We start from the raw sequence: 22,843 nt of genomic DNA on the forward strand, positions 1-22,843 counted from the left end.
CATGGCGGAGATGTGGCAACTGTTAAGCCAGGCATTCAGCGAAGCCCAGGGGATGAACCTGTGGGAAGGCATCGCCGTGTTACTGGCGCTGGCTTACCTGCTGCTGGCCATGAAAGCCAGTGTGTGGTGCTGGGGCGCGGCACTGGCGAGCACCGCCATTTACACCGTGCTGTTTTGGCAAGTTTCATTGCTGATGGAGTCCGTCCTTAATGTGTATTACATGGCCATGGCGGTTTACGGTTATTGGCTGTGGCGCAGGGGCGGCGATAAACAGCAGGGCATTGCGGTATGCACTTGGCACTGGCAACGCCATCTGGCATTGATTGGCATCACCGCATTGGCATCCTTGGGTGTCGGTTGGTTGATGGCCAATAACACCACGGCGGCATTTCCCTATCTGGACGCCGCCACCACCTGTTTTGCGGTCATGACCACCTGGCTGGTGGCTCAAAAGGTCTTGGAAAACTGGCTCTATTGGGTGGTGATTGATTCGGTCTCCATCTACCTGTACCTCAGTAAAGGGCTGATGCTGACCTCTTTGCTGTTCGTGCTGTATGTCATTCTGGCGGTGAGTGGTTACTTTCTGTGGCGTGCCGATTGGCAGGCATCCCGGCAACCGTTGGCTGAGGGCCACTGATGCTGGCATCACTGGCCAAAGACTGCGGGATTTCCCAATCCCTTGCCGAGGCGATAGCGCAGGCATTAAGGCAATTGGCCCTGCCTGCACCCGAGCGTATCGCACCGCAGAGCCTGGGGCTGAGTAACCAGAGCTTTCGGCTGCAGTTTCAGCATAACGCCCTGTTGCTGCGGCTGAACTCACCGGTAACCGATAAGATTTGCAATCGGGACAATGAAATTGCCTGTTGGCAGGCGGCGCAACATGCCGGGCTGGCGCCGGAAATTTACTGGGTAGACCCGCAAAAGCGGTTTTACCTGAGTGAATGGATCAGCGAATCCGCCAGTGGCCTTGGCGCTGGATTCCTGCCTTGGCAGCAACTGCAAATGACCGAAAAATGTGGCACCGCATCCCTGATGCAGCTAGCGGTTGATACGTGCAATGCCCGTGCACTATATCCCGCTCAAAAACTGCTGCAGTTGTTGCAGGGGTTGCAGCAACTTGCGCCACCAAAACTTGATATCAGTTTGCAAAAGCAGTGGCGGATTTACCTCACACGCCTGCAAAAAATGGCAGACGCAGCGCAATATGCCGGCGCAGGCAGCCCCGCGGCAAGCGCCTGGCTGACACGATTGCAGTGGCTGGAGCAGGTAGCGCTGGATGGCCGTTTTAACAGGCTCGATGACTGTTTGCTGGCCCATCAGTATTGCCATAGGGATCTCAGTGCCCACAATCTGCTGCTGCATAATGACCAACTGTATTGCATCGATTTTGAATATTGCTGCAGCTCCCACCCCCTGTTTGAATTGGCCGGGGTGATTGCCTGTCATCAATTGCAGCCTGCCGCGCGGCAATGGTTGGTGGATGAGTATCTTACCCACCATCCCCACCTGCGGGCTGATGCCAAAAGCGCCTTGCCTGCAGCACTGGATATTTTCTGGTTATATTCCTGTGCCTGGGCATTGCAGATGGCTGATTCCCCGAGCACTGACGGACAGGTGTTTTTCAGCTGGTTTGACAATTACCGGCAACTGCTTGGCAAAGGTTAATCAACGCCAGATTATCTAACTGGCGTAGCGGCTTTTTCAACGGGAGTGACGGAGTTATCAGCAGTCAGTCCCTGGCCCATTTCCATTCCGCCGGGATTTGATATTCTATCCAGACTAGGGTATCTGTTTTAAAGGACATTATTTTGGATGCTTTAACACTTCTTTTAACCCGTCAATCCTGCCCCCGCTTGGCAGCACCGGCACCGGATGAGGCTCAGTTGAAGGTGATTCTGGATGCTGCAGCCAGAGTGCCCGATCACGGTGGATTGACACCATGGGAATTTATCATTGCAACCGGTGAAGGGCTGAATCGTTTAGCGGACGTATTTGTTGCCGCCGCTACCGAGGCCGGTGAAGACGAGGCATTTATTGCCAAAGCGGCCCATATGCCACAGCGGGCGCCCATGGTGATTACCGTGGTGGCCAAAACCCGCAGCGATATTAGAAAAGTGCCGGAACTGGAGCAACAGCTGGCCGCCGGATGTGCAGTGATGGCCATGCAACAGGCCGCATTTGCCCAAGGTCTAGGCGGGATCTGGCGTACAGGCAGTTTTGCATTTGATGCAACGGTCAATCAGGCATTGGGTCTGGCCGAAACAGATCAGATTGTGGGTTTTTTGTATTTGGGTACACCCGCCATTGATATGCCATTAAAACCACAAAAAGATGCCAGCGCCTTTGTGCGTTACCTGTAAGTTTTTTTGATGGTTTTAACATCGTCCATGCCGGCAACATTGCCGGCATTTATTTTGCCATTTATCTGAAATTCCCGCCTGAACACACGCCATTCAAAGCTATTTGATTTATAAAAACAACAAGTTAAAAACAAAAAATAAAAACAAGTTAGATTTGTAATAATTACTGCTATAACTATTTGATTTGAAACAGTAAAAAATTGAAAACTTTACTCATTCCCATTAGCTTGTTGCCTGGCGTCATTTTTGAATATCAGGGGCAAGCCGTGCTGGACATGGGCAGTGAAACGTTTTTTGACAAGGTGGCCGATGGCATTGCGCAGTCTGGCTATTTGGTGTTGCCGCAGGTATTGGCGCCATCCTTGGTGGGGCAGTTGCAACAGCGTTTGGGTCAACATGCCAGCCTGACATTTCATGAAGCATCCATTGGCAGGGGGCGTCAGCAGCAAAAGAATCAGGCGATTCGCGGCGATCGCATTTGTTGGCTGGATGGGGAAAACCCCATTGACCATCAATGGCTCAGCTTGATGGAACAGTTGCGTTTGGGCCTTAATCAGCGGCTTTTCATGGGGTTGTTTGATTATGAGGGGCATTATGCCTGGTATCCTCCCGGCACTTTCTATCGCAAACATGTGGATGCGTTGCCCGGTAGCCGTAACCGCATTTTAACGACCGTGCTGTTTCTCAATCACCAATGGGGTGATGATGATGGTGGTGAACTGCGGATGTTTGATGCACAGCATCAACTGTTGCAAACCATATCCCCCCAAGCCGGTACTTTGGTGATCTTTCTCAGCGAACGCTTTCCTCATGAAGTGCTGCCCACTTTTCGGGATCGGGGCAGCATTGCCGGCTGGTTTCGTGTCAGCAACAGTCATTACGGTTTCTGATTTCGCTAAGTCCCTGAATTTGTATCTCAAGTGTTGCTTCTTTCTGCCGGGTTTCATGCTAGTCTGGTGCATAAAGGTTCACCGATGACGATGGTTGTTAGGTGAGCTTTCATCAAGATGAGCCAAGGGGATAAGGAGAAGCATGGTGGGACAAGAGGGTTATTTATCCGGTGAGTACGTCATTCTTGAACCGTTGAGCATGGATCACCTGCCTGCGCTGTCACTGGCAGTGGCCGATGGTGAACTGTGGAACCTGTGGTATAGCCGTGTGCCCCATGCGGATGACATGAAAGGGTACATTCAAGCCGCACTGGATGCCGAACAGCGGGGAGAAGCCTTGGCCTATGCGGTGCGTTACCGCGAAAGTGGCGCCATTGTGGGCTGTACCCGTTTGTGCCATTGGGATCAACCCAACCGCCATATCGAGATTGGCTATACCTGGTACAGCAAGAGCGTGCAGCGCAGCGCCGTGAACACGGAAAGCAAACTGTTACTGCTGAGCTATGCCTTTGAAACCCTGGATGTGATTGCCGTGGAGTTTCGCACCCATTTTCACAATGAAGCCAGCCGCCAGGCCATTGCCCGTTTGGGTGCCAAGCAGGACGGCATTTTACGCAACCATCAACTGTTAAAGGATGGTACGGTGCGCGACACCGTGGTGTATTCCATTATCGACAGTGAATGGCCCGAGGTGAAATCCAACCTGAAACTCCTGTTGCAGCAATATCAACCCCAGTAAAGGGCATTCATTGCCAATGATGACGGCTTTTAGGGGTCTCACTCCATGGCAAAAGCCGTTTTCATGACAACCCCTTGAAATTCATTTTTGACTAAAGTAGTTTTTCATCATCCATTTAAAAAGGAAGCTTGGGATGATGGTCAAAAAAAGCATATGGGCGGCATTCGCCATGGGGATGAGCCTTTCTGCCATGGCAGAAGAGGCGCCGCAGGCGTTCGTGTCTGAGCTGCACCAGTGTGCGGCGTATTACCAGTTAGGTTCACAAATGGTGGCCGCCATGAATGCCCCGCAAATGGCGGCGGTGGGCGATCGTTTGGCCAACAATGCCAAAACCGCGAAACGGTTGGCCGCGAAATACATGCCAGCACCAGCTGTGGAGCAAGCGGTAAACAGCGAAACCGAACGGATGATGCAGTCTACCGGTGGTCAGGGAATGGGCGCCTTGATGCGCCAATACAAAGACAAGTGTCAGAGCCTGCTGGATGATCCGCAAAAGCGCCTGGATTATTGGGTGATGGCAACCATGTAGCCGGTTGCCATGGCGAGGTCTGGCATGTTACCGGGGGAACAGATCGGTCAGTGCCGCTGCCAACCGGGGAAATTGAAACGTAAACCCTTCATTAATGGCCTTTGCGGGGATCACATATTGGCCGGTAATGAGCAGGTGTGCCATTTCCCCAAATAACAGCTGCAGCATAAATGCCGGCGTTGTTAACAGGGCCGGACGTTGCAGGGCACAGCCCAGAGAGCGGCTGAACTCCCGATTACTGACAGGGTAAGGGGCGGTGCCATTATAAACGCCTTGGGTTTTCGGGGTGGTGAGCAAAAACAGGATCAACCTCACCAGGTCGGTCAGATGAATCCAGCTCATGCCCTGCTGGCCATCAGCAATGGGACCGCCCAGCCCCAGACGAAAGGCCGGTAACATTTTTGCCAATGCCCCGCCGCGGCGCGCCAGCACAATGCCGGTGCGGATCACGCAAACACGGGTGCGGGCAGACTGGGCATTCAGTGCCAGTTGTTCCCATTTGGCGCATATGTCATGGCTGAACTCCTCATGGGGTTTGGCATCCTCCTCCAGTAAACTTTCATCCTGGGCACCGTAATAGCCAATGGCCGAGCCACTGATAAAACAGTGGGGCGGGGTGTCGGAGGCGGCAATTAACTGGGTAAGTCGTGAGGTGATATCCCAGCGACTGCGGCAAATCCGTTGCTTTTGCCGTGCATTCCAGCGTTTACCCACAATGGGTTCCCCTGCCAGATTGATCACGGCATCAATATCGTTGAGCTCGGTAAGATTATCCAGGGATGACAGATATTGATGTTCGCTCCCCAGTTTTTGCCGGGCCAGTAACGGCTTGCGACTGACAATGACCAGCTGGTGAGCAGTTTCCAAACTTGCCACCAGCGCGGTTCCCACTAACCCCGTTGCCCCGGTTATCAGGATTTTCATGACGCCTCCGCGAATCAACCATTATCTACTGATGAGTATAGGCTCGGAGAAATTTTTTGTCGTAAAATCAATCCTGTCGCCGATAACTGAGCTGCAAAGACACTGAATCGGCAAAACGCAACGCATGGGGTTTATCCACCTCTGCCGAGGCGTATTCCACCCACGGGTGGGCACTGGCAATTTCCAGCACCTTGCCGGTTAAGTGCTCCAGCAGGGCAAAGCGGTTTTCTTCAACCTGGGCAATAATGGCCTTGGTGATGGTGCGGTAGTTGAGGGCGTGCTCCATGTCATCTGTCTGCCTTGCTTTGGCGGCACAATAGTGGATGACCACATTAATGATGACATCCTGTCGGTTGTTGATCTCTTCATCCTTAATGCCAATAAATGTACGCAACCTGAGATTTTTAATGCGTATAATAGCCAGCTCTGAATTCATTATGTGATTACTTATTGTTTGCTATGTAGTTTTAGCAAGGTTAGCAACTTTAGCGGATAACAAGAAGGATATTTCATCATGCTGCAATCTTACCGTCTGTCGATGACATTGCGCACTTTTGCCTTAATGGCCTGCATTGTGGTGGTGCTGGCGGGAATTAAGGCCGCCGCCAGCATTGCCGTGCCTTTTGTGTTATCGGCATTTATTGCGGTGATTTGCAGCCCGGCCATTGCGGCCATGACCCGTTACCATTTGCCCCGCTGGTTGTCGGTGTTGCTGTTGATGGGGCTGATTGTACTGATTGGCTTGTGGCTGGCATCGGTGGTGGGCAGTTCCATCAACGAGTTTTCCACTCAGTTGCCGGTATACCGGGCGCAGCTGGTGGAGCAGTTCTCCTGGGTGCTGGACAAACTGCAGCAGTTTAATATCCAGATCTCCAAAGACAAGGTGCTGGCCTATTTTGACCCCGGCATGGCCTTATCACTCACCACCAATACGCTTTCTGGCGTGGGTAACGTGATGGCCAACCTGTTGCTGATTATCCTGACCATCGTTTTCATGTTGTTTGAGGCGGAATCTTTGCCCCATAAACTGCATATGGCGCTGGATGATCCGGACATGCGGTTATCACAAATTGACCGTTTTTTGCACTCGGTCAATCGCTACATGGTGATTAAAACGTTGGTGAGCCTGGCAACCGGCGCCATTGTGGGCGTCGGCTTATGGCTGATGGGGGTGGATTACCCGCTGTTATGGGCCGTGGTGGCATTTCTGTTTAACTACATTCCCAATATCGGCTCCATTATTGCCGCTTTACCGGCAGTATTGCTGGCTTTTGTGCAGTTAGGCCCCGCCGGTGCCGGTGGCGTCGTGTTGCTGTATCTGGCCGTGAACATGGTGATGGGCAACCTGATTGAACCGCGCTTTATGGGGCGCGGGTTGGGGCTGTCCACCCTGGTGGTGTTTTTGTCATTGATTTTTTGGGGGTGGCTCTTGGGGTCGGTGGGCATGTTGCTGTCGGTGCCACTTACCATGATTGTGAAAATCGCCCTGGAGTCCGGTAATCAGAGCAGCCGTAAACTGGCCATTTTGCTGGCAGATGATGCCAGTGCCTTTGCCGCCGTTTCATCGTCGGCGCTGGATAACCGTGATGCAGAATCCCAGCCTAAATAAAAGGAAATCCCGTTAGATGCAGTTGTTACTGGAAACCATTGCCACCATACATTTACCTGATGATGCCGCCCGTTTGTTCCATGGCCGGGGCGGCTTGTACCCCGGAAGCGAGCACCTGAATCTGGACTGGTTCTCCCCGGTGCTATTGCTGACCTCCTTCAAAGCGCTCACCGAGTCTGAGCTGCACACCGTGCAACAGGCGCTGGTGCAGCGCATGACGGCACTGGGGCAACCCTGCAACCTGGTTTATCAGTACCGGGCAGGGCTTCAGAGTGACACCCGGCTGCTCTGCGGTGAAGTGCCATCGCCCCATATCGTGACGGAAAATGGTTGCCGTTTTCAGGTGCACCTGCTGCAGGGGCAAAATCACGGATTGTTTCTAGACATGGCCAATGGCCGCGCTTGGGTAAAAGCCCATGGGGCTCAGTGCAAGGTGCTGAACCTGTTTGCATACACCTGCGGTTTTTCGGTGGCTGCCTTGCTTGGCGGTGCCGATGAAGTGGTCAACATGGACATGAGCAAAGGCGCGCTGGCCATTGGCAAGCAAAACCATTTGCTCAATAACCTGCCTGTGGGCGCCCGTTTTCTGGGGCACGACATTTTTAAATCCTGGGGCAAGCTGAAAAAGCTCGGCCCTTATGATTTGTTGATTGCCGATCCGCCCAGCAACCAAAAGGGCAGCTTTGTGGCCAGCAAGGATTATCTGCGGCTATTACGCCATTTGCCGGAGTTGCTGACGCCCGGAGCCCGCGTGCTATTGTGCCTGAATGCACCGGAGTTGGACCGGGCGTTCTTGCAGCAACAGGTGCAAACGGCCGCGCCGCAGCTGACCTTTTTGCAACAACTGGAAAACCCTGCCGTTTTTGCTGACAAAACCCCGGAGCGGGCACTGAAAGTATTGCTATACCGTTTTGATGGCGAGCCTAAAACCGTGTAATTCAGCACAGTAAGGGATTTTGTTGAATTAATCTCCCTGCAGGGCAGGGTTTTCTCCGTTATATTCATCAGTAGATGAATTTAAGGATGATGCCATGACCAGCAAACCGGGACGTCCCAAAGGTGAATCGCAAACCCGCGCCGCATTGATAACGGCTGCCAGAGAGTGTTTCTTGCACAATACCTATGAACGGGTGTCAATCAGGGAGCTGGCTCGGCGGGCCCGGGTGGATGCGGCGATGATCCGTTACTATTTCGGCTCCAAAGCGGGACTTTTTGAAACCATGGTGCGGGAAACCATTGCTCCGGTGGCGCAAATCCTCACCCAGCAATTTCATGGCGCGCTGCACTCTCCCGAAGCCCTGATGCAGGCTTACTACCACATGATGTCGGCAAATCCGGCATTGCCGCGGCTGATTTTTCAGGTGTTGAACAATCAGGGCGACAACGAAGCTTTCACCATTCTTTCAGCGGTATTTCGCGAGATGCTGGGCAACGCCAGTGATTGGGTGCAGCAACTGGCGGCGCAGCAACAACTGAATCCGGTGTTGGACCCGCAGATGGTTCGCCTCAGTTTTGTGAGTTTAATGGTGTTTCCGCTAATCGCCCCCCGGGTGCTGATGCAGGAGTTTGGCATGACATTAACCGACGAGTGGCTAACAAAACTGCTGGCGCATAACCGCATCGTGATGCGAGAAGGGCTGTTTAATCCGCAAGCGCTGTCGCCGCGGGGAAAGGAGAAAAAGGATGCATAAGTACGTTTTCTGCTTGCTGCTGTTACTGGTGGGCTGCTCGGATGGCGCATCAGAGCGGGCCATGGGCACATTGGAGCGGGATCGCATGATATTGGTGGCGCCGGTGGCAGAGCAAATCAGCCAGGTTGCCGTCACGGAAGGGCAGCGTGTGCATCGTGGCGAGCTGTTACTGCAGCTTGATGATCGCCAGGCCAGGGCGCTGGTTGCCCAGCGCCGGGCCAGTCTGGCAAGCGTCAGGGCACAACTGCAGGAACTGCAACAAGGCGCGCGGGATGAACAGCTGGCCGCAGCCCAGGCAGCGGCTCAGGCAGCGGCCGCCAAGGCTAAAAATGCCGCGCAACAGTACCAACGTACCCAATCGCTTTATCAGGCCAAGATGCTTGGCAAAGCGGAGCTCGATAGTGCCAACGCCTTGCAACAGCAAACCCAGGCCCTGAGCGAGCAAGCCAGGCAGCAATGGCTGGAGTTGCAACACGGCAGTCGCAGTGAGGTGCTGGCCAGGGCCAGTGCTCAGGTGGACGGGGCTTTTGCCGCCTTGATGGCGGCAGAGAAGTCGCTGGAAGACTTGAGCCTGAAAGCGCCCAAGGATGGGGTGGTGGACATCTTGCCCTGGAAAACCGGCGACCGAGTGGCAGCGGGCGTGCAGTTGGTGAGTTTGCTGGCAACGGATCGCAGTTATGCAAGGGTGTACCTGCCGCAAACGGCCCTCACCCGAGTGCACCGTGGCGATACGGTTAAGGTGTGGGTTGATGGCATGGACACGCCTCTTAACGGCGTTATCCGCAATATTCGCAGCCAGCCGGCATTTACCCCCTATTTTGCCCTTAATGAGCGGGACAGGGCCCGCCTGATGTATCTCACCGACATTGACCTGCCAGACGCCCATGACCTGCCGGTGGGGGTGGCACTGGAGGTACGGTTGCCATGAGCCGACATGATGGGCTGGGAGTATCAGGGCCGATAGCCATTCAAACCCGGGGATTAACCCGGCGATTCGGTGATTTGATTGCGGTAAATGAGTTGGACCTCACCATCGAACAGGGCACCATCTTTGGTTTTCTTGGGCCCAACGGCAGCGGCAAGTCCACGGTCATCCGCTTGCTGACCGGGTTACTGGAACCCAGTGCCGGAGACATCACCATTATGGGGCAGCCCCAGCGGGGACACGAAGAGGCCCTTAAAAGCCGCATCGGTTATATGACCCAGAAATTTTCGTTATACGACAATCTGTCCGTGCTGGAGAATCTGCAGTTTGTGGCCGCCATTTATGGCGTGCACCGGCGCCAGGCCAAAACGCGCATTGCCGAGCTGTTGCAGCGCTATGGGCTGGAGGAAAAACAGCGGCAGCTGGCCGGCACGCTCAGCGGCGGGCAGAAGCAGCGTCTGGCATTGGCCTGCGCCACATTGCACCAGCCGGAGTTGCTGTTTTTGGATGAACCCACCTCTGCGGTGGATCCGCAAAACCGCCGGGACTTTTGGGAGCAGCTGTTTGATCTCAGTGCTGCCGGCACCACCATTTTGGTGTCCACTCACTACATGGATGAAGCGGAGCGTTGCCACCGGTTGGCCATCTTGGAGCACGGCATCAAGCGGGCTGACGATACGCCTCTGGCACTGATGCAATCCATGGGCGCTTCGGTGGTGGAAGTGGACGGAGACGGGCTTAGGCCGCTCAAACAGCAGCTGATAACGCTGCCCGGGGTGATTTCTGCCTCCCAGGCCGGCAGCAGGCTGCGGGTGCTGGTGAAAGACAGCGAGCACAACCCATTGCAACTGTTATCCCCTTTTTGTCACGGCCATCAACTGCAACAGGTGCGCCCCAGTCTGGAAGATGTATTTGTTTCCTGTACCGGAGGCCGCCATGTGGGCTAGATTGCTGGCGATTATGACCAAGGAGCTGAAACAGCTGGCACGGGATCGCATGACCTTTGGCATGATTGTCATGATCCCGCTATTGCAGCTGATGCTGTTCGGGTATGCCATCAATACCGATGTGCGCCATGTGCCTGCCGGGATTGTGGATTTGAGCCAAAACAGCTATAGCCGGGCGCTGGTGCAGGCTCTGGAGGCATCACAGGTGGTCAGTTTCAAGCGGCAGTACCCATCCGTTGCCGAGGCGGAAAAAGCCATTACCAATGGCGAGGTAAAAGCCGTGTTGTATCTGCCGGTGGATTTTGCCGAGCGTTTGGTGACGCACCGTGCCTTTGATAAGCAGCAGGCTTCTGCCGCGCTTAGCCGGCCTCTGGCCCAGTGGCTGGTGGATGGCTCCGATACCATGGTGGCCGCCAGTATCCGGGCATTGCGCAGCATGCCCCTGGATGCGCTGGCCAACCGCAATAGCGTGACTGCAGTGCCCAGCTTTGAGGTGGTGCAGTATTTCAATCCGGAGCAGCGCTCCGTGGTCAATATCGTGCCCGGTTTGCTGGCCGTGATTTTAACCATGACCATGATCATGTTCACCTCTGCCGCCATTGTGCGGGAGCGGGAGCAGGGCAACATGGAGTTCTTGATAGTCACCCCGGTGACACCACTGGAGCTGATGCTGGGGAAAATCATCCCCTATGTGCTGGTGGGATTGGTGCAGGTGGCCATTATTCTCAGTGTGGGCCATTGGGTGTTTGCGGTGCCGGTGCGCGGTGGGCTGGACTCCTTGCTGCTGGCTTCGTTACTGTTTATTTGTGCCAGTTTGACGCTGGGGCTGGTGATAAGCACCATTGCCCGCACCCAACTGCAGGCCATGCAGATGACGGTGTTTGTGCTGATGCCCTCCATTTTGCTGTCAGGCTTCATGTTCCCTTATGAGGCCATGCCCGTGGCGGCGCAGTGGGTGGCGGAGGCTTTCCCTGCCACCCATTTCATGCGCATGGTGCGTGGGGTGGTGTTGCGTCAGGCCGAGGTGCTTTCCCTGGGACAGGACGCCCTGTGGTTACTGGGATTTACCTGTATCGGGGTGTTGCTGGCATCCAAACGCTTTCATAAACGTTTGGGGTAACATCCCTGGCCATTGTGCCAATTGTGCAATGAAAACGCCGGCAAGTTGCCGGCGTTTTCATTGGGCGTGCTATTTAAGATGGCCCGCATTATGTAACTGCCGCTGCGCCTTGGCAGGTGGGTCCCATTGGTAGAGCCAGGTTTCGGATAACGGTTGTCCGTCCGCTTCCAGGTACAGGCGAATGTTGATGGGCTCGGTGCCTTCATCCGGCGGCACCAGATCAAACATGGCCCGATAGCCGTCAATGGCATGCAGCGGACGGGCAGATTCAATCTCGGTGCGCCCGCGGGAAACCGAAATCACCGCTTTCACCTGGGCATTCTTGCCAAGCATGGGCAGTGTGCCGCCAGCAAAGTCCACCACAAAGCGTTTGCTGTAGTAGGCGCGTTTTTTGCCTATCACTCCGCCAAGGCCGGTGAAGGTATCCACCACCCGGGCTTTGGGCGACATGTGCGGCGGCAGTCCGCCCCAGTACATGTTGTAGCTGTAAAGCAGCTCCTGGCCTGGGGTAACAGGCTGCGCCGGATGCCAAAAGGCCACAATGTTATCGAAAGTTTCATCCAGCGTGGGGATTTCTACCAGCTGTACGGACCCTGCGCCCCAGTTGCCGGTGGGCTCAATCCACAAGCTCGGGCGTTTTTCATAAAACACGCCGTCATCCTGGTAGTGGTCAAAGTTGCGGTCCCGCTGCAACAGCCCAAATCCCTTGGGGTTATTGTCGCTGTAGGCATTGAAACGCAGGTGCTCCGGATTGTTCAGTGGTCGCCAAATCCACTCCCCATTGCCGGTGTGCAGTGCCAGTCCGTCGGAGTCGTGAATTTCAGGGCGCCAGTCATAATGGGTGCGCCGGTCATTTTCGCCCACCATGTACATGCTGGTCAGGGGCGCAATGCCCAAACGCTCGATGTTTTTGCGCGGATAAATGGCCGCATCCACTTTCATGATCAGATGGGCGCCGGGTTGTATCTCAAAACGGTAGGCCCCGGTAACGCTTGGTGAGTCCATCAGGGCATAAATGGTGGTGTTATCCGCATCATGTTGCGGGCGCTGCAGCCAAAACTCGGTGAACATGGGGAACTCTTCCGGATGATCCGTGGCAGTATCCACCGCCAGACCCCGAGCCGACAATCCGTATTGCATCTCCTGGCCCACGGCCCGGAAATAGCTGGCACCCAGAAACGCAATCACATCCCGCTCCCAATCGGTGTGATATTGCATCCTGAAACCGGCAAACCCGAGATCCTTGGGCAGCGCTTTCCCGTTAACCTTGGATTTGCCGTAGTCAAACATGGCCGAGGAGTACTTAACGGGAATGGCGTCGCCCTGTTGCAACTCATAGATTTTGATGGGGGTGTCGAAATACAGCCCCAGGTGAAACAGCTCCGCCCTGAAACGGGTATCGTCGTTGCGCCATAACGCGGCCTTTTTCTTGAAATGCAGTTGCTGGTAATCGTCCCAGTCAAGATGTTTCAGGCTGTCGGGTAATTCCCCCTTGTGACTCACGTAAGGCTGGCTGGCCTGATGGCGGGCATGGCCTTTTAACCAGGCATAACTAAAGGGCTCTGCAACCGGCGGTGAGCGGCGTAATTCGTCGGCACTGACAGATACACTGCACAGCAGTGCCCAGATCAGCAATATGGGTGCCATGGGATTGGCAGATGATAAATTGAATTGCATAAATGGACTCTGAATTAGGTGATATTTCCGTATCTCCCGCATCGGCGGGCGCCCTGACTCTGATTGCGTACGAAAAGACCTGCTACAGCAAAGGCGTGTAAGGTGGTGCCTTCAGTGCCTGTCAGGCTTCGTGTTTGAGAATCTAGCATAAATTTTCCCAAATGGAATGACTGCCATCGTTGGGTTCAGGAAAAAGCCTTTTCATATCAGCATTGTAAATGGGTATGTGTCAATGTGATGATTTTGTAACGGCAAATGGTAGGCAAAAAAAAGCCACCTCCGAAGAGGTGGCGACAGGTTGGGAAAACAAACTAGTGAATATCAATCTGGTGTTTGGTATCGGCTTTTTCTGCAATCTTAGGCAGCGTCAGATACAGCATGCCATCGTCAAACTTCGCATCGATGGCATCTTCATTCACATTGTCCGGTAACTGGAAGCGGCGGACAAACTGGCCGTAAAATCTTTCAGTCAGATGTTGTTTATCATCGGTGTGTTCCTGTTTACGCTCGCCGCTGAGGACCAGGCAACCATCTTCAATATTGAGGTTGATGTCCTCTTTTTTCATTTCCGGCAACTCGACTTTCAACTGATAGCTGTCAGCATTCTCGCTGATGTCTGTTGCCGGTAACCAACGACGTTCGCCGGCCATGAACGGGCTTGGCCAGTTAACAATGGAACCGAAACGGCTGAACAAGTTATCGAATTCTTCTGCAGGATTCCAAGGACGTAATTTCATAATGACCTCCTTATGCAATATGCTCCTAAGTTCATTCAACATCTCGGTAATCCTCGATTACCTATCACCTAATATGGTATTGGTTCGGGCGTTTTCAAGGGTAAAACCCCATTTTCTTTATGGTATTTCGTACGCAAAAATTGCGGCTTATAAAAAAACCAAGGCAGGGGTTTTTCTGCCTTGGTTTTTAAGCGGTTAGCGTGACGCCTTTATTGGGCGGCGGCTTTCATGGCACTCACGAAAGCGGCCAGCTCCTCCAGCATCCGCTGGGGTTCGTCCTGATGGGCGGCAATGATTTTCACGACGGCGGAGCCGGAAATCGCCCCTGCAGCGCCGGCGGCAATGGCGGCTTTCACCTGTGCGGGCTCTGCAATCCCGAATCCCAAGAGTGCCGGTGCGGCATTGCATTGGGTCAAGGTGGTGAGCACTTCCTCGATGGGCATGCCGGCCTTGGTATCGGTGCCGGTGACGCCGGCCCGGGACAGTAAATAGGTATAGCCGGCACCATGACGGGCCACCTTGGCCAGGGTGTCTTTATCCGCATTGGGCGGCGCGATGAAAATCGGGGCAATGCCCACACTGTTGGCGGCGGTAATGAAGGGGGCGGACTCTTCCATGGGCACATCGGCAATCAGTACCGAGTCCACGCCGGCGGCCTTGGCTCGCTGGTAGAAATTGAGCACGCCGTTGGCATACACCAGGTTGGCGTACAGCAGCAAACCTATGGGCGTATGGGGATGTTTGGCGCGAATTTGGCTTATCATCTCAAAACAGCGGCTGGGCGTGGTGCCGCTGTGCAGGGCCCGCAGGTTTGCGCCTTGGATCACCGGGCCGTCTGCCAGTGGATCGGAAAACGGAAAGCCCAGCTCCAGGCAGTCTGCACCATTGGCAATGAGGGTATCAATGATGGCCAGGGATTGTTCTGGATTGGGATCGCCCAAGGTGACAAAGGGGACAAACGCGCCGCGTTTTTCTGCGGCAAGCCTGGCAAAACAGTGTTGATAGCGTTCGCTCATTTTAAGCCTCCTGGCTGGCTTCTCTGGCAGCCAGTATGTCTGAAACGGTAAAAATATCCTTGTCGCCACGGCCGGAAAGGTTGACCACCAGCAGGGTGTCTTCGGTGCATTCCTTGGCATAACGCAGGGCATAGGCAATGGCATGGGCGGATTCCAGTGCCGGAATGATGCCTTCATGGCGTGCCAGTAACTGGAAGGCTTCCAGTGCTTCTTCGTCGGTGGCCGACTCATAATTGGCGCGCCCGGACGCATAGAGATAAGCATGCTGTGGCCCCACGGATGGGAAGTCCAGCCCCGCGGAGATGGAGTAAGACTCTTCAATCTGTCCTTCGCTATCCTGCATCAACGGCGCTTTCATGCCGAAGAAAATGCCGGTTTTACCATGTCGCAGCGGCGCACCATGCAGGTGGGTTTCAATCCCTTTGCCTGCGGGTTCCACCCCAATGAGTTTGACAGACGGTTCATCAATGAAATCGGTGAACATGCCGATGGCATTGGAGCCGCCGCCCACACAGGCAATGACCGCATCCGGCAGTCGGCCTTCCTGTTCCAGTATCTGGCGTTTGGTTTCTTCGCCAATCATCTTTTGGAATTCGCGCACGATGGTGGGAAACGGATGGGGGCCTGCGGCCGTACCTAGCAGGTAATGGGCGCGCTCGTAACTGCCGGACCAGTCACGCATGGCTTCGTTGCAGGCATCCTTGAGGGTGGAGGAGCCGGAATGCACCGGGATCACCTCGGCGCCCATCAGCCGCATGCGAAATACGTTAGGGCTTTGGCGGGCCACGTCTTTGGCCCCCATGTAAATGCGGCATTTAAGCCCCAGCAGGGCACAGGCGAGTGCGGTAGCCACGCCGTGTTGTCCGGCGCCGGTTTCTGCAATGATCTCCTTTTTGCCCATGCGTTTGGCCAGCAGTGCCTGACCCAGCACCTGATTGGTTTTGTGGGCACCGCCGTGGAGCAAGTCTTCCCGCTTCAGGTAGATTTTAACCTTGGGATTGGGTGATAGATTGCGGGTCAGCGTCAGGGCGGTGGGACGGCCGGCGTAGTTTTTCAGCAAATCCTGAAATTCGGCTTGAAATGCGGCGTCATCACGGGCTTCCACAAAGGCTTTTTCCAGCTGTTTCAAGGCCGGCATCAGAATTTGCGGCACGTACATGCCGCCATATTCCCCAAAGTAGGGGTTGAGTAACATCTCGCTCATACTGTTTTCCTTTCAGCGGTCATGCCGCTCAATCTGTTGATTACGCCCTGACCGCTGCCAGCACGTCGTAAATTTTGTCACTGTCCTTGATGCCGGGGGCCACTTCCACGCCTGAATTGAAATCCAGTCCGAAAAAGCCCTGCATGGCCGCCAGCCGGGCATTTTCCGGCCCCAGCCCGCCCGCCAGCATGGCTTCATTCTTACGGGGCAGGGGTTGTTGCCAGTCAAAGGTTTTGCCCGTGCCACCAAAACCGCTGCCAGCCTTGCTGTCGTAAAGGATGCGCCCTGCGTGTGCAGGCGGGGTAAGCGGCTCGGATGTGCTGTCGGTATTGACCGGCAGCGCTTTCCAGATTTCGATGGCTGTCATGCCTTGGTGATCCAGTGCCCGTCGCAACTTGGCTAGGGTTTTATCATCTTCGTTACCGTGCAGTTGTACGGCATGCAGTTGCAATTCTGTGGCAATGGCGACAATTTCGCTCACGGGGGCATCCACAAACACGCCAACCAGCAGCAGGCGTTTGGCTTGTTGTCGGTTGTCATCTGCCAGCACGCGGGCTTGCTCCAGTGACACTTGCCGGGCGGAGTGAGCGGCAAAAATCAGTCCGCCATAGACCGCACCAGCTTCTGCGGCAGCGTGCAAATCGCCACAGCGGGTAAGTCCGCAAATTTTGGTATGGCCAAATATCAGTTTGCGACAGGCCAAATCCAGGTCCGCTTCTGCCATCAGTGAGCTGCCCACCAGAAAGCCGTTTACCAGCGGCGCCAGGCGGCGTACATCCGTATGGGTATAAATGCCGGACTCGCTGATGACCAGCATGCCTTTGGGCAGCTTGGGCGCCAGTCTTTCTGTAGTGGCAATGTGGGTGCTCAAATCCCGCAGGTTGCGGTTGTTAATGCCCACCAGCGGCGCCCCCAGGGTAATGGCCCGCTGCAGTTCCTCTTCATTGGAAACCTCGGTCAGAATATCCAGCTGATATTTGGCGGCTTCGGCGGCCAGTTGCCGGTATTGCACGTTATCCAGCACCGACAGCATCAGCAAAATGGCATCTGCACCATGATGGGCCGCCAGTTTTACCTGATAGGACGAGATGAAAAAGTCTTTGCAGAGAATGGGCTGGTCCACCTTGCTGCGCACCAAAGGGATAAAATCAAAGCTGCCCTGGAAAAACTGTTCATCGGTTAATACGGACACCGCACTGGCGTAATGGCTGTAGGTGGCCGCAATGGTTTGGGGATCAAAATCATCCCGGATCAGCCCCTTGGAAGGGCTGGCCTTTTTGCATTCCAGAATGAAACTGGCTTTGGGGCCACTAAGGGCGCGGTATAAGCTGCGATGAGAGCGTTGGGGTTGCAGGCTTTGTTCCGGGTAACGCTGTTGCAGCTGGGCAATATGAGCCGCTTTGCTGTCAATGATGCGCGTTAACACATTACTCATGGGGTATCTCCAATTGACTCTCTGCGGCCAGTTGTTGCACTAATGTCGCCGCGCGGCCAGAGTCCAGTGTGTGCAGTGCCAGTTCGGTTGCGGTGGGTAAATCTGCAGCCTGTCCGCTGATGTAAAGGGCGCAGGCGGCGTTGACGGCAACCGCATTGCGTTGCGCCTGTGTGCCTTGCCCCCGCAGTATCGCTTGGGTGATGGCGGCATTGTCTTGGGGGGTGCCCCCTACCAGATCATTGATGCTGGCACTGGCCACACCAAAACTTGACGGTGTCAGGCCATACTCCCGGATGTGGCCCTGTTGCAGCTCTGCTACCAGGGTTTCGCCATGAATGGCCACTTCATCAAGTCCGGCGCCATGTACCACCATGGCCCGTTTCACCCCCAGCGCTTGTAGCACCCCGGCGATGGGGGTAACCAACTCGGGGCTGTAAACCCCCAGCAGCATGTAATCCGGGCGCGACGGGTTGATAAGCGGCCCCAATACATTGAACAGGGTGCGGGTTTTCAGTACCTGGCGCACTGGCACCACATGGCGTACACCGCCGTGATAATGGGGGGCAAACAAAAAGCAGATCCCCAATTGCCGCAAACAGCGGGCTGCAGTATCAGGAGACATAGTGAGCTTTATTCCCAGTGCTGACAATAGGTCTGATGCCCCGGATTTGCTGGAAACGCCGCGATTGCCGTGTTTGGCCACTTTGGCACCGGCAGCGGCTGCCACAAAACAGGCAGTGGTGGAAATGTTAATGGTGTTATGGCCATCGCCACCGGTACCCACAATGTCAATCACACCGCTACCGCTTTGGGGAAAGGGTTTGGCCGCTGCCAGCAGGGCATCGGCCGCGCCGCTGATTTCATCTATGGTTTCGCCCTTGATTTTCAAGGCCACCAGCAGGGCGCTGATGGCCGCTTCACTGAGCTCGCCGGCAATCAGCGGGGTAAACAGCGCCTGGGTTTGCCGACGGCTTAAAGAGTGTCCGGCATAGAGTTGTTCCAGCAGGGGATGAATATCAGTCATGGGTGCTCTCCCGGCGATCGAGGGTTAAATACTGCAGGGTTTGCACCAACAATGTACTGCCCTGGGTGGTGAGAATGGACTCTGGATGAAACTGGAAGCCCACGCAGGCATGTTGCCGGTGCTGTATGGCCATGGGCATGGCATCAAAACTGGCGATAACCTCCAGGCATTCTGGCACCTTTGTGGCCACCAGCGAATGGTAACGGGCCACCGGCAGCGGGGATGGCAGTCCGGCAAACACGCCGCTGGCGTTATGGATAACCGGACTGGACTTGCCGTGCACAATCTGTGGCGCCCGGGCCACGGTGCCGCCGTAATGTTCCACCAGCGCCTGATGCCCCAGGCAGATGCCGAGGATGGGCAACTTGCCTGCCACTTTGTCTATCAGTGCCAGCATGCATCCGGCTTCGGCTGGGGCGCCGGGGCCGGGGGACAATACCAGCGCCGCCTTGGCCGGTTCGGTCAGCATCAGGTTGGCCAGATAATCCGCATCGATGTCGTTACGGTAAATCACCACCTCAAATCCCAGACTGCGGAATTGATCCACCAGGTTATAGGTAAAAGAGTCAAAGTTATCGAGCAGATAGATTTTCACAGGCCACCTCCCATCTTGATAGCACTGATAACGGCCTGGGCTTTTTGGCGGGTTTCTTCGGCTTCAGACAGCGGGTCTGAGTCATTCACAACTCCGGCACCGGCCTGGATATAGGCACTGTTGTTGCTGACAAACGCCGAGCGGATCACGATGCAGGTGTCCATATCGCCAAGCCCGTTGATATAGCCAATGGCGCCGCCGTAACTGCCCCGGCGTTTTTGCTCCACTTCGCGGATGAGCTGGGCGGCACGGACTTTGGGGGCGCCCACCAGCGTGCCCATGTTCATGCAGGCTTGATAGGCATGCAGCGCATCCAGATCATGGCGCAGCTTGCCGGTGACCCGGCTTACCAGGTGCATCACGTGGGAATAGCGGTCCACCTTGAGCAGATCGGCCACCCGGCGGCTGCCGCTTTCGCTAATGCGGGCAATGTCATTACGGGCCAAGTCCACCAGCATGATGTGTTCCGCCAGCTCTTTTTTATCCAGGCGCAGCTCCAGCTCAATGCGACCATCAAGATCCGCATCGATATTGCCATCCGCATCCTTGCCGCGCTTGCGGGTGCCGGCAATGGGGTACATTTCCACCTGATTGCTGCTGGCTTCGTATTTCACCGCGCTTTCAGGCGATGCGCCAAACAGGGTGAAATCCGCTCCGCGAAGATAAAACATGTAAGGGCTGGGGTTGGTCAGGCGCAGGGCCCGGTAAGCGCCCAGGGTGTTGGGGCAGGGCAGGCTGAAACTGCGGGAGGGCACCACCTGAAAAATGTCCCCGGCCCGGATATGTTCCTGCAGTCTGATAACATTGGCTGCATATTGCGTATCGCTGATGTCGGTGACAGCATCGGCCCGCACCCCTTTTAACTGGGGAATGTCTCCGGTATGGGCGCATTGCTCGGTGATGTGGGCCACCCGCTGCTGCAAGGCTTTCTTGACCCGGCCGTTATCGGTAAAGGCATGGGTGACGATATCGGCGCTTTGGCGTTGATGATCCACCACAATCAGGGTCTCAGCGAGATAAAACAGGTAATCGGGACAATGGTTGGCGCTGTTGGCAACGGTGGGTAAGGGCTCTACGGCGGCAATCAGGTCATACCCCAGCACGCCGCCCATAAACAGCCCTTCCTCACATGGGGTGCCATTGATGTGAATGCCCTGTTGCAGCAGCCGCAATCCCTCCAGTGGCGACAGGGCTTTTAGCCGGGCATCTTCATCCATGTCACCGCTTACCCGTTCAAAGCTGACAATCAGCATGCGGTTGCTGGCAGTGACCTTGGCCAAGGGCTGAAAATAATTGGCAATGGCGGGTAACAGGGACGCGCCATTATCAGACAGTGCCTGAAAACTCACGGTTTGCCCCATGCAGGTGACGCTGAGCGCCGCGTGGGTGAGAATGAAGCTTCTCAGGTGATCCTTGCTGTCGACCTCTGCCGATTCCAGCAACATGCTGTGTGGCTGGTCATCCGTCAGTTGTTGGTATAACCGCAAAGGATCATCCTGATACGGCAACGGATGCCGGTGGTAGGTGACTGTCGCGATGGGCGTGAGTCTGTTCATATGCTTTATCCTGTATCGCCTTATTGCCTGCCTGCGGGTTATTCCGTGCCAGAAACGAAAGAAGCCCGCAAATTTTGCGGGCTTCTTTGTTGAATCTTGCTGCTTTGGTTAAGACACAGCGTTTCACACCACCCGCGTTAAGGGAAGTGCCACCACCATACGATGCTGAGAGAAACGTTGTAAGACATAACAAAAGCGTCCTGTTCGGTAATTGGTTATAGAAAACCGCAGATGGCCGGTAATGTCAACGACTTATTGGCAACTTTTTACAAATATCCAGTGGCGATAACAAGATAAATCGCTTTTGCCCGGTAAACTCAAGTACAATAACGCCATGATTACAGAACAAACATGTATTGACCTGCATTGTCACAGCCGGGCATCTGACGGTGCGTTGTCTCCCAGTGAACTGCTTGCCAGGGCCATTGCCAACGGGGTGGATGTATTGGCACTCACCGATCACGATACCGTGGACGGCTTGGCACAAGCCCGGCAGTTCAATGCGCAGCAGGCCACGCCGTTGCAACTGATTAACGGGGTGGAGATTTCCACCCATTGGCATGCTTACGACATCCATATCGTGGGCTTGGCATTTGACTGTCATTATCCGCCGTTACTGGCGTTTTTGGCGCAGCAGCGCCTGTTGCGGGAACAGCGGGCGCAAGAAATTGGTTACCGTCTGGAAAAAGCCGGCATTGAAGGGGCTTACCAGGGCGCTAAGGCATTGGCCGGAGATGCTGCCATCAGCCGCGGACACTATGCCCGTTACCTGGTGGCGGCGGGCATCGTGGAAGATGTGGGCAAGGTGTTCAAGCGTTACCTTGCCCGCGGCAAAACCGGATACGTCCCCAACAAGTGGGGCGACATGCAAAACGCCATCGAGGTGATCCATGCCGCCGGTGGCCTTGCGGTTCTGGCCCATCCCAGCGGTTACCAGTTAAAAGGCAAATGGCTGAAAAAACTGGTGAGGGAATTTACCCAGGCTGGCGGGGATGCCATGGAAGTGGTGCTTGGGCAGCAGTCACCGGATGAACGCATTCAGTTGGCGCAATTGGCAAACCTCAATGGGTTAAAGGCCTCAGTGGGCAGCGATTTCCATTTTCCCGGACGCTGGCTGGAACTGGGCAAGAATTTACGTCGGCCCCAGGGACTGGACTGGGTCTGGCAGACAGAGCAATGGACAGTTGAACAATGAGTCAGTTTTTTTATATTCACGAGGTGAACCCTCAACCACGGTTGATTAATCAGGCCGTAAACATCCTGCAAAATGGCGGCGTGATTGTGTATCCCACGGATTCCGGTTATGCCCTGGGCTGCATGATTGGCAACAAGGATGCCATGACCCGTATCGCCCGCATCCGTCAGTTTGGGGACAACCATGAATTTTCACTGGTATGCCGGGATTTATCGGAGTTGTCTACCTATGCACGGGTGGATAATCAGGCATTTCGGGTGCTGAAAAACAACACCCCCGGCCCCTATACGTTTATTTTCAAGGCCACCAAAGAGGTGCCGCGGCGCTTGCAAAACGAGAAAAAGCGTACCATCGGTATTCGTGTGCCGGATAACGTGATTGCTCTGGCGCTGCTGGATGCATTGGGCGAGCCTTTGATGTCAACCACGTTAATCCTGCCGGGCAACGAAATTGCCGAGTCCGATCCGGAAAACATCCGTGACGAGCTGGAGCACCATGTGGATGCCATTATTGCCGGTGGCTATCTGGGTGAAAAGCCCACAACGGTAATTGACATGTCTGAAGATCACATTGAAGTGGTGCGTGAAGGCGCCGGTGATATTACGCCGTTTCTTTAACCGCCATTACCCGCTATAATCGCGCGCCTGCATTACGGCTGGACGGCTGGGCT

General features: G+C 55.0%; 24 protein-coding genes and 1 other annotated feature. Of the genes, 14 read left to right on the forward strand and 10 right to left on the reverse strand.

Annotation, left to right across the window (positions count from 1 at the left end; all coding sequences use genetic code 11):
• Window position 1 precedes the first annotated feature (1 nt).
• The 6 genes from pnuC (at window position 2) to ACIDEJ_RS02045 (ending at window position 4,518) form a co-directional block, all read left to right on the forward strand.
• Window positions 2-637, forward strand: a complete 636-nt coding sequence (pnuC, locus tag ACIDEJ_RS02020) for a nicotinamide riboside transporter PnuC (RefSeq protein WP_411986414.1) — start codon at window positions 2-4, stop codon at window positions 635-637.
• Window positions 637-1,665: a phosphotransferase gene (locus ACIDEJ_RS02025; protein WP_411986415.1), complete on the forward strand. Its 1,029-nt coding sequence runs from the start codon at window positions 637-639 to the stop codon at window positions 1,663-1,665. The genes pnuC and ACIDEJ_RS02025 overlap by 1 nt, the downstream gene beginning before the upstream one ends.
• Before the next feature lie 143 nt (window positions 1,666-1,808).
• Complete coding sequence (locus ACIDEJ_RS02030) at window positions 1,809-2,360, forward strand: NAD(P)H nitroreductase (RefSeq protein WP_411986416.1); 552 nt, start codon at window positions 1,809-1,811, stop codon at window positions 2,358-2,360.
• 266 nt (window positions 2,361-2,626) lie between these two features.
• Entirely contained in the window at window positions 2,627-3,250 is a 624-nt protein-coding gene (locus tag ACIDEJ_RS02035; protein ID WP_411986567.1) for a 2OG-Fe(II) oxygenase, read from the forward strand.
• A 142-nt stretch (window positions 3,251-3,392) separates the two neighbouring features.
• On the forward strand, window positions 3,393-3,989 hold the full coding sequence (locus ACIDEJ_RS02040; protein ID WP_411986417.1) for a GNAT family N-acetyltransferase: 597 nt from the start codon (window positions 3,393-3,395) through the stop codon (window positions 3,987-3,989).
• Between the two features lie 133 nt (window positions 3,990-4,122).
• Window positions 4,123-4,518, forward strand: coding sequence for a hypothetical protein (locus ACIDEJ_RS02045; protein ID WP_411986418.1), 396 nt, complete (start codon window positions 4,123-4,125; stop codon window positions 4,516-4,518).
• A 27-nt stretch (window positions 4,519-4,545) separates the two neighbouring features.
• Here ACIDEJ_RS02045 and ACIDEJ_RS02050 read toward each other — a convergent pair whose 3' ends face one another.
• Complete coding sequence (locus ACIDEJ_RS02050) at window positions 4,546-5,442, reverse strand: TIGR01777 family oxidoreductase (protein ID WP_411986419.1); 897 nt, start codon at window positions 5,440-5,442, stop codon at window positions 4,546-4,548.
• Window positions 5,443-5,509: 67 nt separating this feature from the next.
• Window positions 5,510-5,878 carry a dihydroneopterin triphosphate 2'-epimerase gene (folX, locus tag ACIDEJ_RS02055; RefSeq protein ID WP_411986420.1) on the reverse strand — a complete coding sequence of 123 codons (369 nt, stop codon included), beginning with the start codon at window positions 5,876-5,878 and terminating at the stop codon, window positions 5,510-5,512.
• 78 nt (window positions 5,879-5,956) lie between these two features.
• Here folX and ACIDEJ_RS02060 point away from each other — a divergent pair, with 78 nt between their 5' ends.
• From ACIDEJ_RS02060 to ACIDEJ_RS02085, 6 genes are all read left to right on the forward strand, one after another.
• On the forward strand, window positions 5,957-7,051 hold the full coding sequence (locus ACIDEJ_RS02060) for an AI-2E family transporter (RefSeq protein ID WP_411986421.1): 1,095 nt from the start codon (window positions 5,957-5,959) through the stop codon (window positions 7,049-7,051).
• 16 nt (window positions 7,052-7,067) lie between these two features.
• Window positions 7,068-7,988, forward strand: a complete 921-nt coding sequence (locus ACIDEJ_RS02065; RefSeq protein WP_411986422.1) for a class I SAM-dependent methyltransferase — start codon at window positions 7,068-7,070, stop codon at window positions 7,986-7,988.
• Between the two features lie 94 nt (window positions 7,989-8,082).
• Window positions 8,083-8,742, forward strand: a complete 660-nt coding sequence (locus ACIDEJ_RS02070) for a TetR/AcrR family transcriptional regulator (protein ID WP_411986423.1) — start codon at window positions 8,083-8,085, stop codon at window positions 8,740-8,742.
• Window positions 8,735-9,670, forward strand: a complete 936-nt coding sequence (locus tag ACIDEJ_RS02075; protein ID WP_411986424.1) for an HlyD family secretion protein — start codon at window positions 8,735-8,737, stop codon at window positions 9,668-9,670. The genes ACIDEJ_RS02070 and ACIDEJ_RS02075 overlap by 8 nt, the downstream gene beginning before the upstream one ends.
• Window positions 9,667-10,614 carry an ABC transporter ATP-binding protein gene (locus ACIDEJ_RS02080; protein ID WP_411986425.1) on the forward strand — a complete coding sequence of 316 codons (948 nt, stop codon included), beginning with the start codon at window positions 9,667-9,669 and terminating at the stop codon, window positions 10,612-10,614. Before ACIDEJ_RS02075 ends, ACIDEJ_RS02080 begins: the two co-directional genes overlap by 4 nt.
• Window positions 10,604-11,734, forward strand: coding sequence for an ABC transporter permease (locus ACIDEJ_RS02085; RefSeq protein ID WP_411986426.1), 1,131 nt, complete (start codon window positions 10,604-10,606; stop codon window positions 11,732-11,734). Before ACIDEJ_RS02080 ends, ACIDEJ_RS02085 begins: the two co-directional genes overlap by 11 nt.
• A gap of 69 nt (window positions 11,735-11,803) precedes the next feature.
• Here ACIDEJ_RS02085 and ACIDEJ_RS02090 read toward each other — a convergent pair whose 3' ends face one another.
• From ACIDEJ_RS02090 to ACIDEJ_RS02125, 8 genes are all read right to left on the reverse strand, one after another.
• On the reverse strand, window positions 11,804-13,411 hold the full coding sequence (locus ACIDEJ_RS02090) for an OpgD/OpgG family glucan biosynthesis protein (RefSeq protein WP_411986427.1): 1,608 nt from the start codon (window positions 13,409-13,411) through the stop codon (window positions 11,804-11,806).
• A gap of 311 nt (window positions 13,412-13,722) precedes the next feature.
• Window positions 13,723-14,148, reverse strand: a complete 426-nt coding sequence (locus ACIDEJ_RS02095) for an Hsp20/alpha crystallin family protein (protein WP_411986428.1) — start codon at window positions 14,146-14,148, stop codon at window positions 13,723-13,725.
• Between the two features lie 209 nt (window positions 14,149-14,357).
• Window positions 14,358-15,164, reverse strand: a complete 807-nt coding sequence (gene trpA, locus ACIDEJ_RS02100) for a tryptophan synthase subunit alpha (protein WP_411986429.1) — start codon at window positions 15,162-15,164, stop codon at window positions 14,358-14,360.
• A 1-nt stretch (window position 15,165) separates the two neighbouring features.
• Window positions 15,166-16,368, reverse strand: coding sequence for a tryptophan synthase subunit beta (gene trpB, locus ACIDEJ_RS02105; protein WP_411986430.1), 1,203 nt, complete (start codon window positions 16,366-16,368; stop codon window positions 15,166-15,168).
• 40 nt (window positions 16,369-16,408) lie between these two features.
• Complete coding sequence (gene trpCF, locus ACIDEJ_RS02110) at window positions 16,409-17,803, reverse strand: bifunctional indole-3-glycerol-phosphate synthase TrpC/phosphoribosylanthranilate isomerase TrpF (RefSeq protein ID WP_411986431.1); 1,395 nt, start codon at window positions 17,801-17,803, stop codon at window positions 16,409-16,411.
• Window positions 17,796-18,827 carry an anthranilate phosphoribosyltransferase gene (trpD, locus tag ACIDEJ_RS02115; RefSeq protein WP_411986432.1) on the reverse strand — a complete coding sequence of 344 codons (1,032 nt, stop codon included), beginning with the start codon at window positions 18,825-18,827 and terminating at the stop codon, window positions 17,796-17,798. Before trpD ends, trpCF begins: the two co-directional genes overlap by 8 nt.
• Complete coding sequence (locus ACIDEJ_RS02120) at window positions 18,820-19,422, reverse strand: aminodeoxychorismate/anthranilate synthase component II (RefSeq protein ID WP_411986433.1); 603 nt, start codon at window positions 19,420-19,422, stop codon at window positions 18,820-18,822. Before ACIDEJ_RS02120 ends, trpD begins: the two co-directional genes overlap by 8 nt.
• Window positions 19,419-20,978: an anthranilate synthase component 1 gene (locus ACIDEJ_RS02125; RefSeq protein WP_411986434.1), complete on the reverse strand. Its 1,560-nt coding sequence runs from the start codon at window positions 20,976-20,978 to the stop codon at window positions 19,419-19,421. Before ACIDEJ_RS02125 ends, ACIDEJ_RS02120 begins: the two co-directional genes overlap by 4 nt.
• A gap of 55 nt (window positions 20,979-21,033) precedes the next feature.
• Window positions 21,034-21,142 (reverse strand) — a sequence feature (Trp leader region).
• A gap of 170 nt (window positions 21,143-21,312) precedes the next feature.
• On the opposite strand from ACIDEJ_RS02125, the gene rnm reads away from it, so the two are divergent.
• Window positions 21,313-22,173 carry an RNase RNM gene (gene rnm, locus ACIDEJ_RS02130; protein WP_411986435.1) on the forward strand — a complete coding sequence of 287 codons (861 nt, stop codon included), beginning with the start codon at window positions 21,313-21,315 and terminating at the stop codon, window positions 22,171-22,173.
• Entirely contained in the window at window positions 22,170-22,790 is a 621-nt protein-coding gene (locus tag ACIDEJ_RS02135) for an L-threonylcarbamoyladenylate synthase (RefSeq protein WP_411986436.1), read from the forward strand. The genes rnm and ACIDEJ_RS02135 overlap by 4 nt, the downstream gene beginning before the upstream one ends.
• Window positions 22,791-22,843: the final 53 nt, after the last annotated feature.

This window comes from Shewanella mytili (assembly GCF_046765975.1).
Lineage (GTDB): Bacteria > Pseudomonadota > Gammaproteobacteria > Enterobacterales > Shewanellaceae > Shewanella > Shewanella mytili.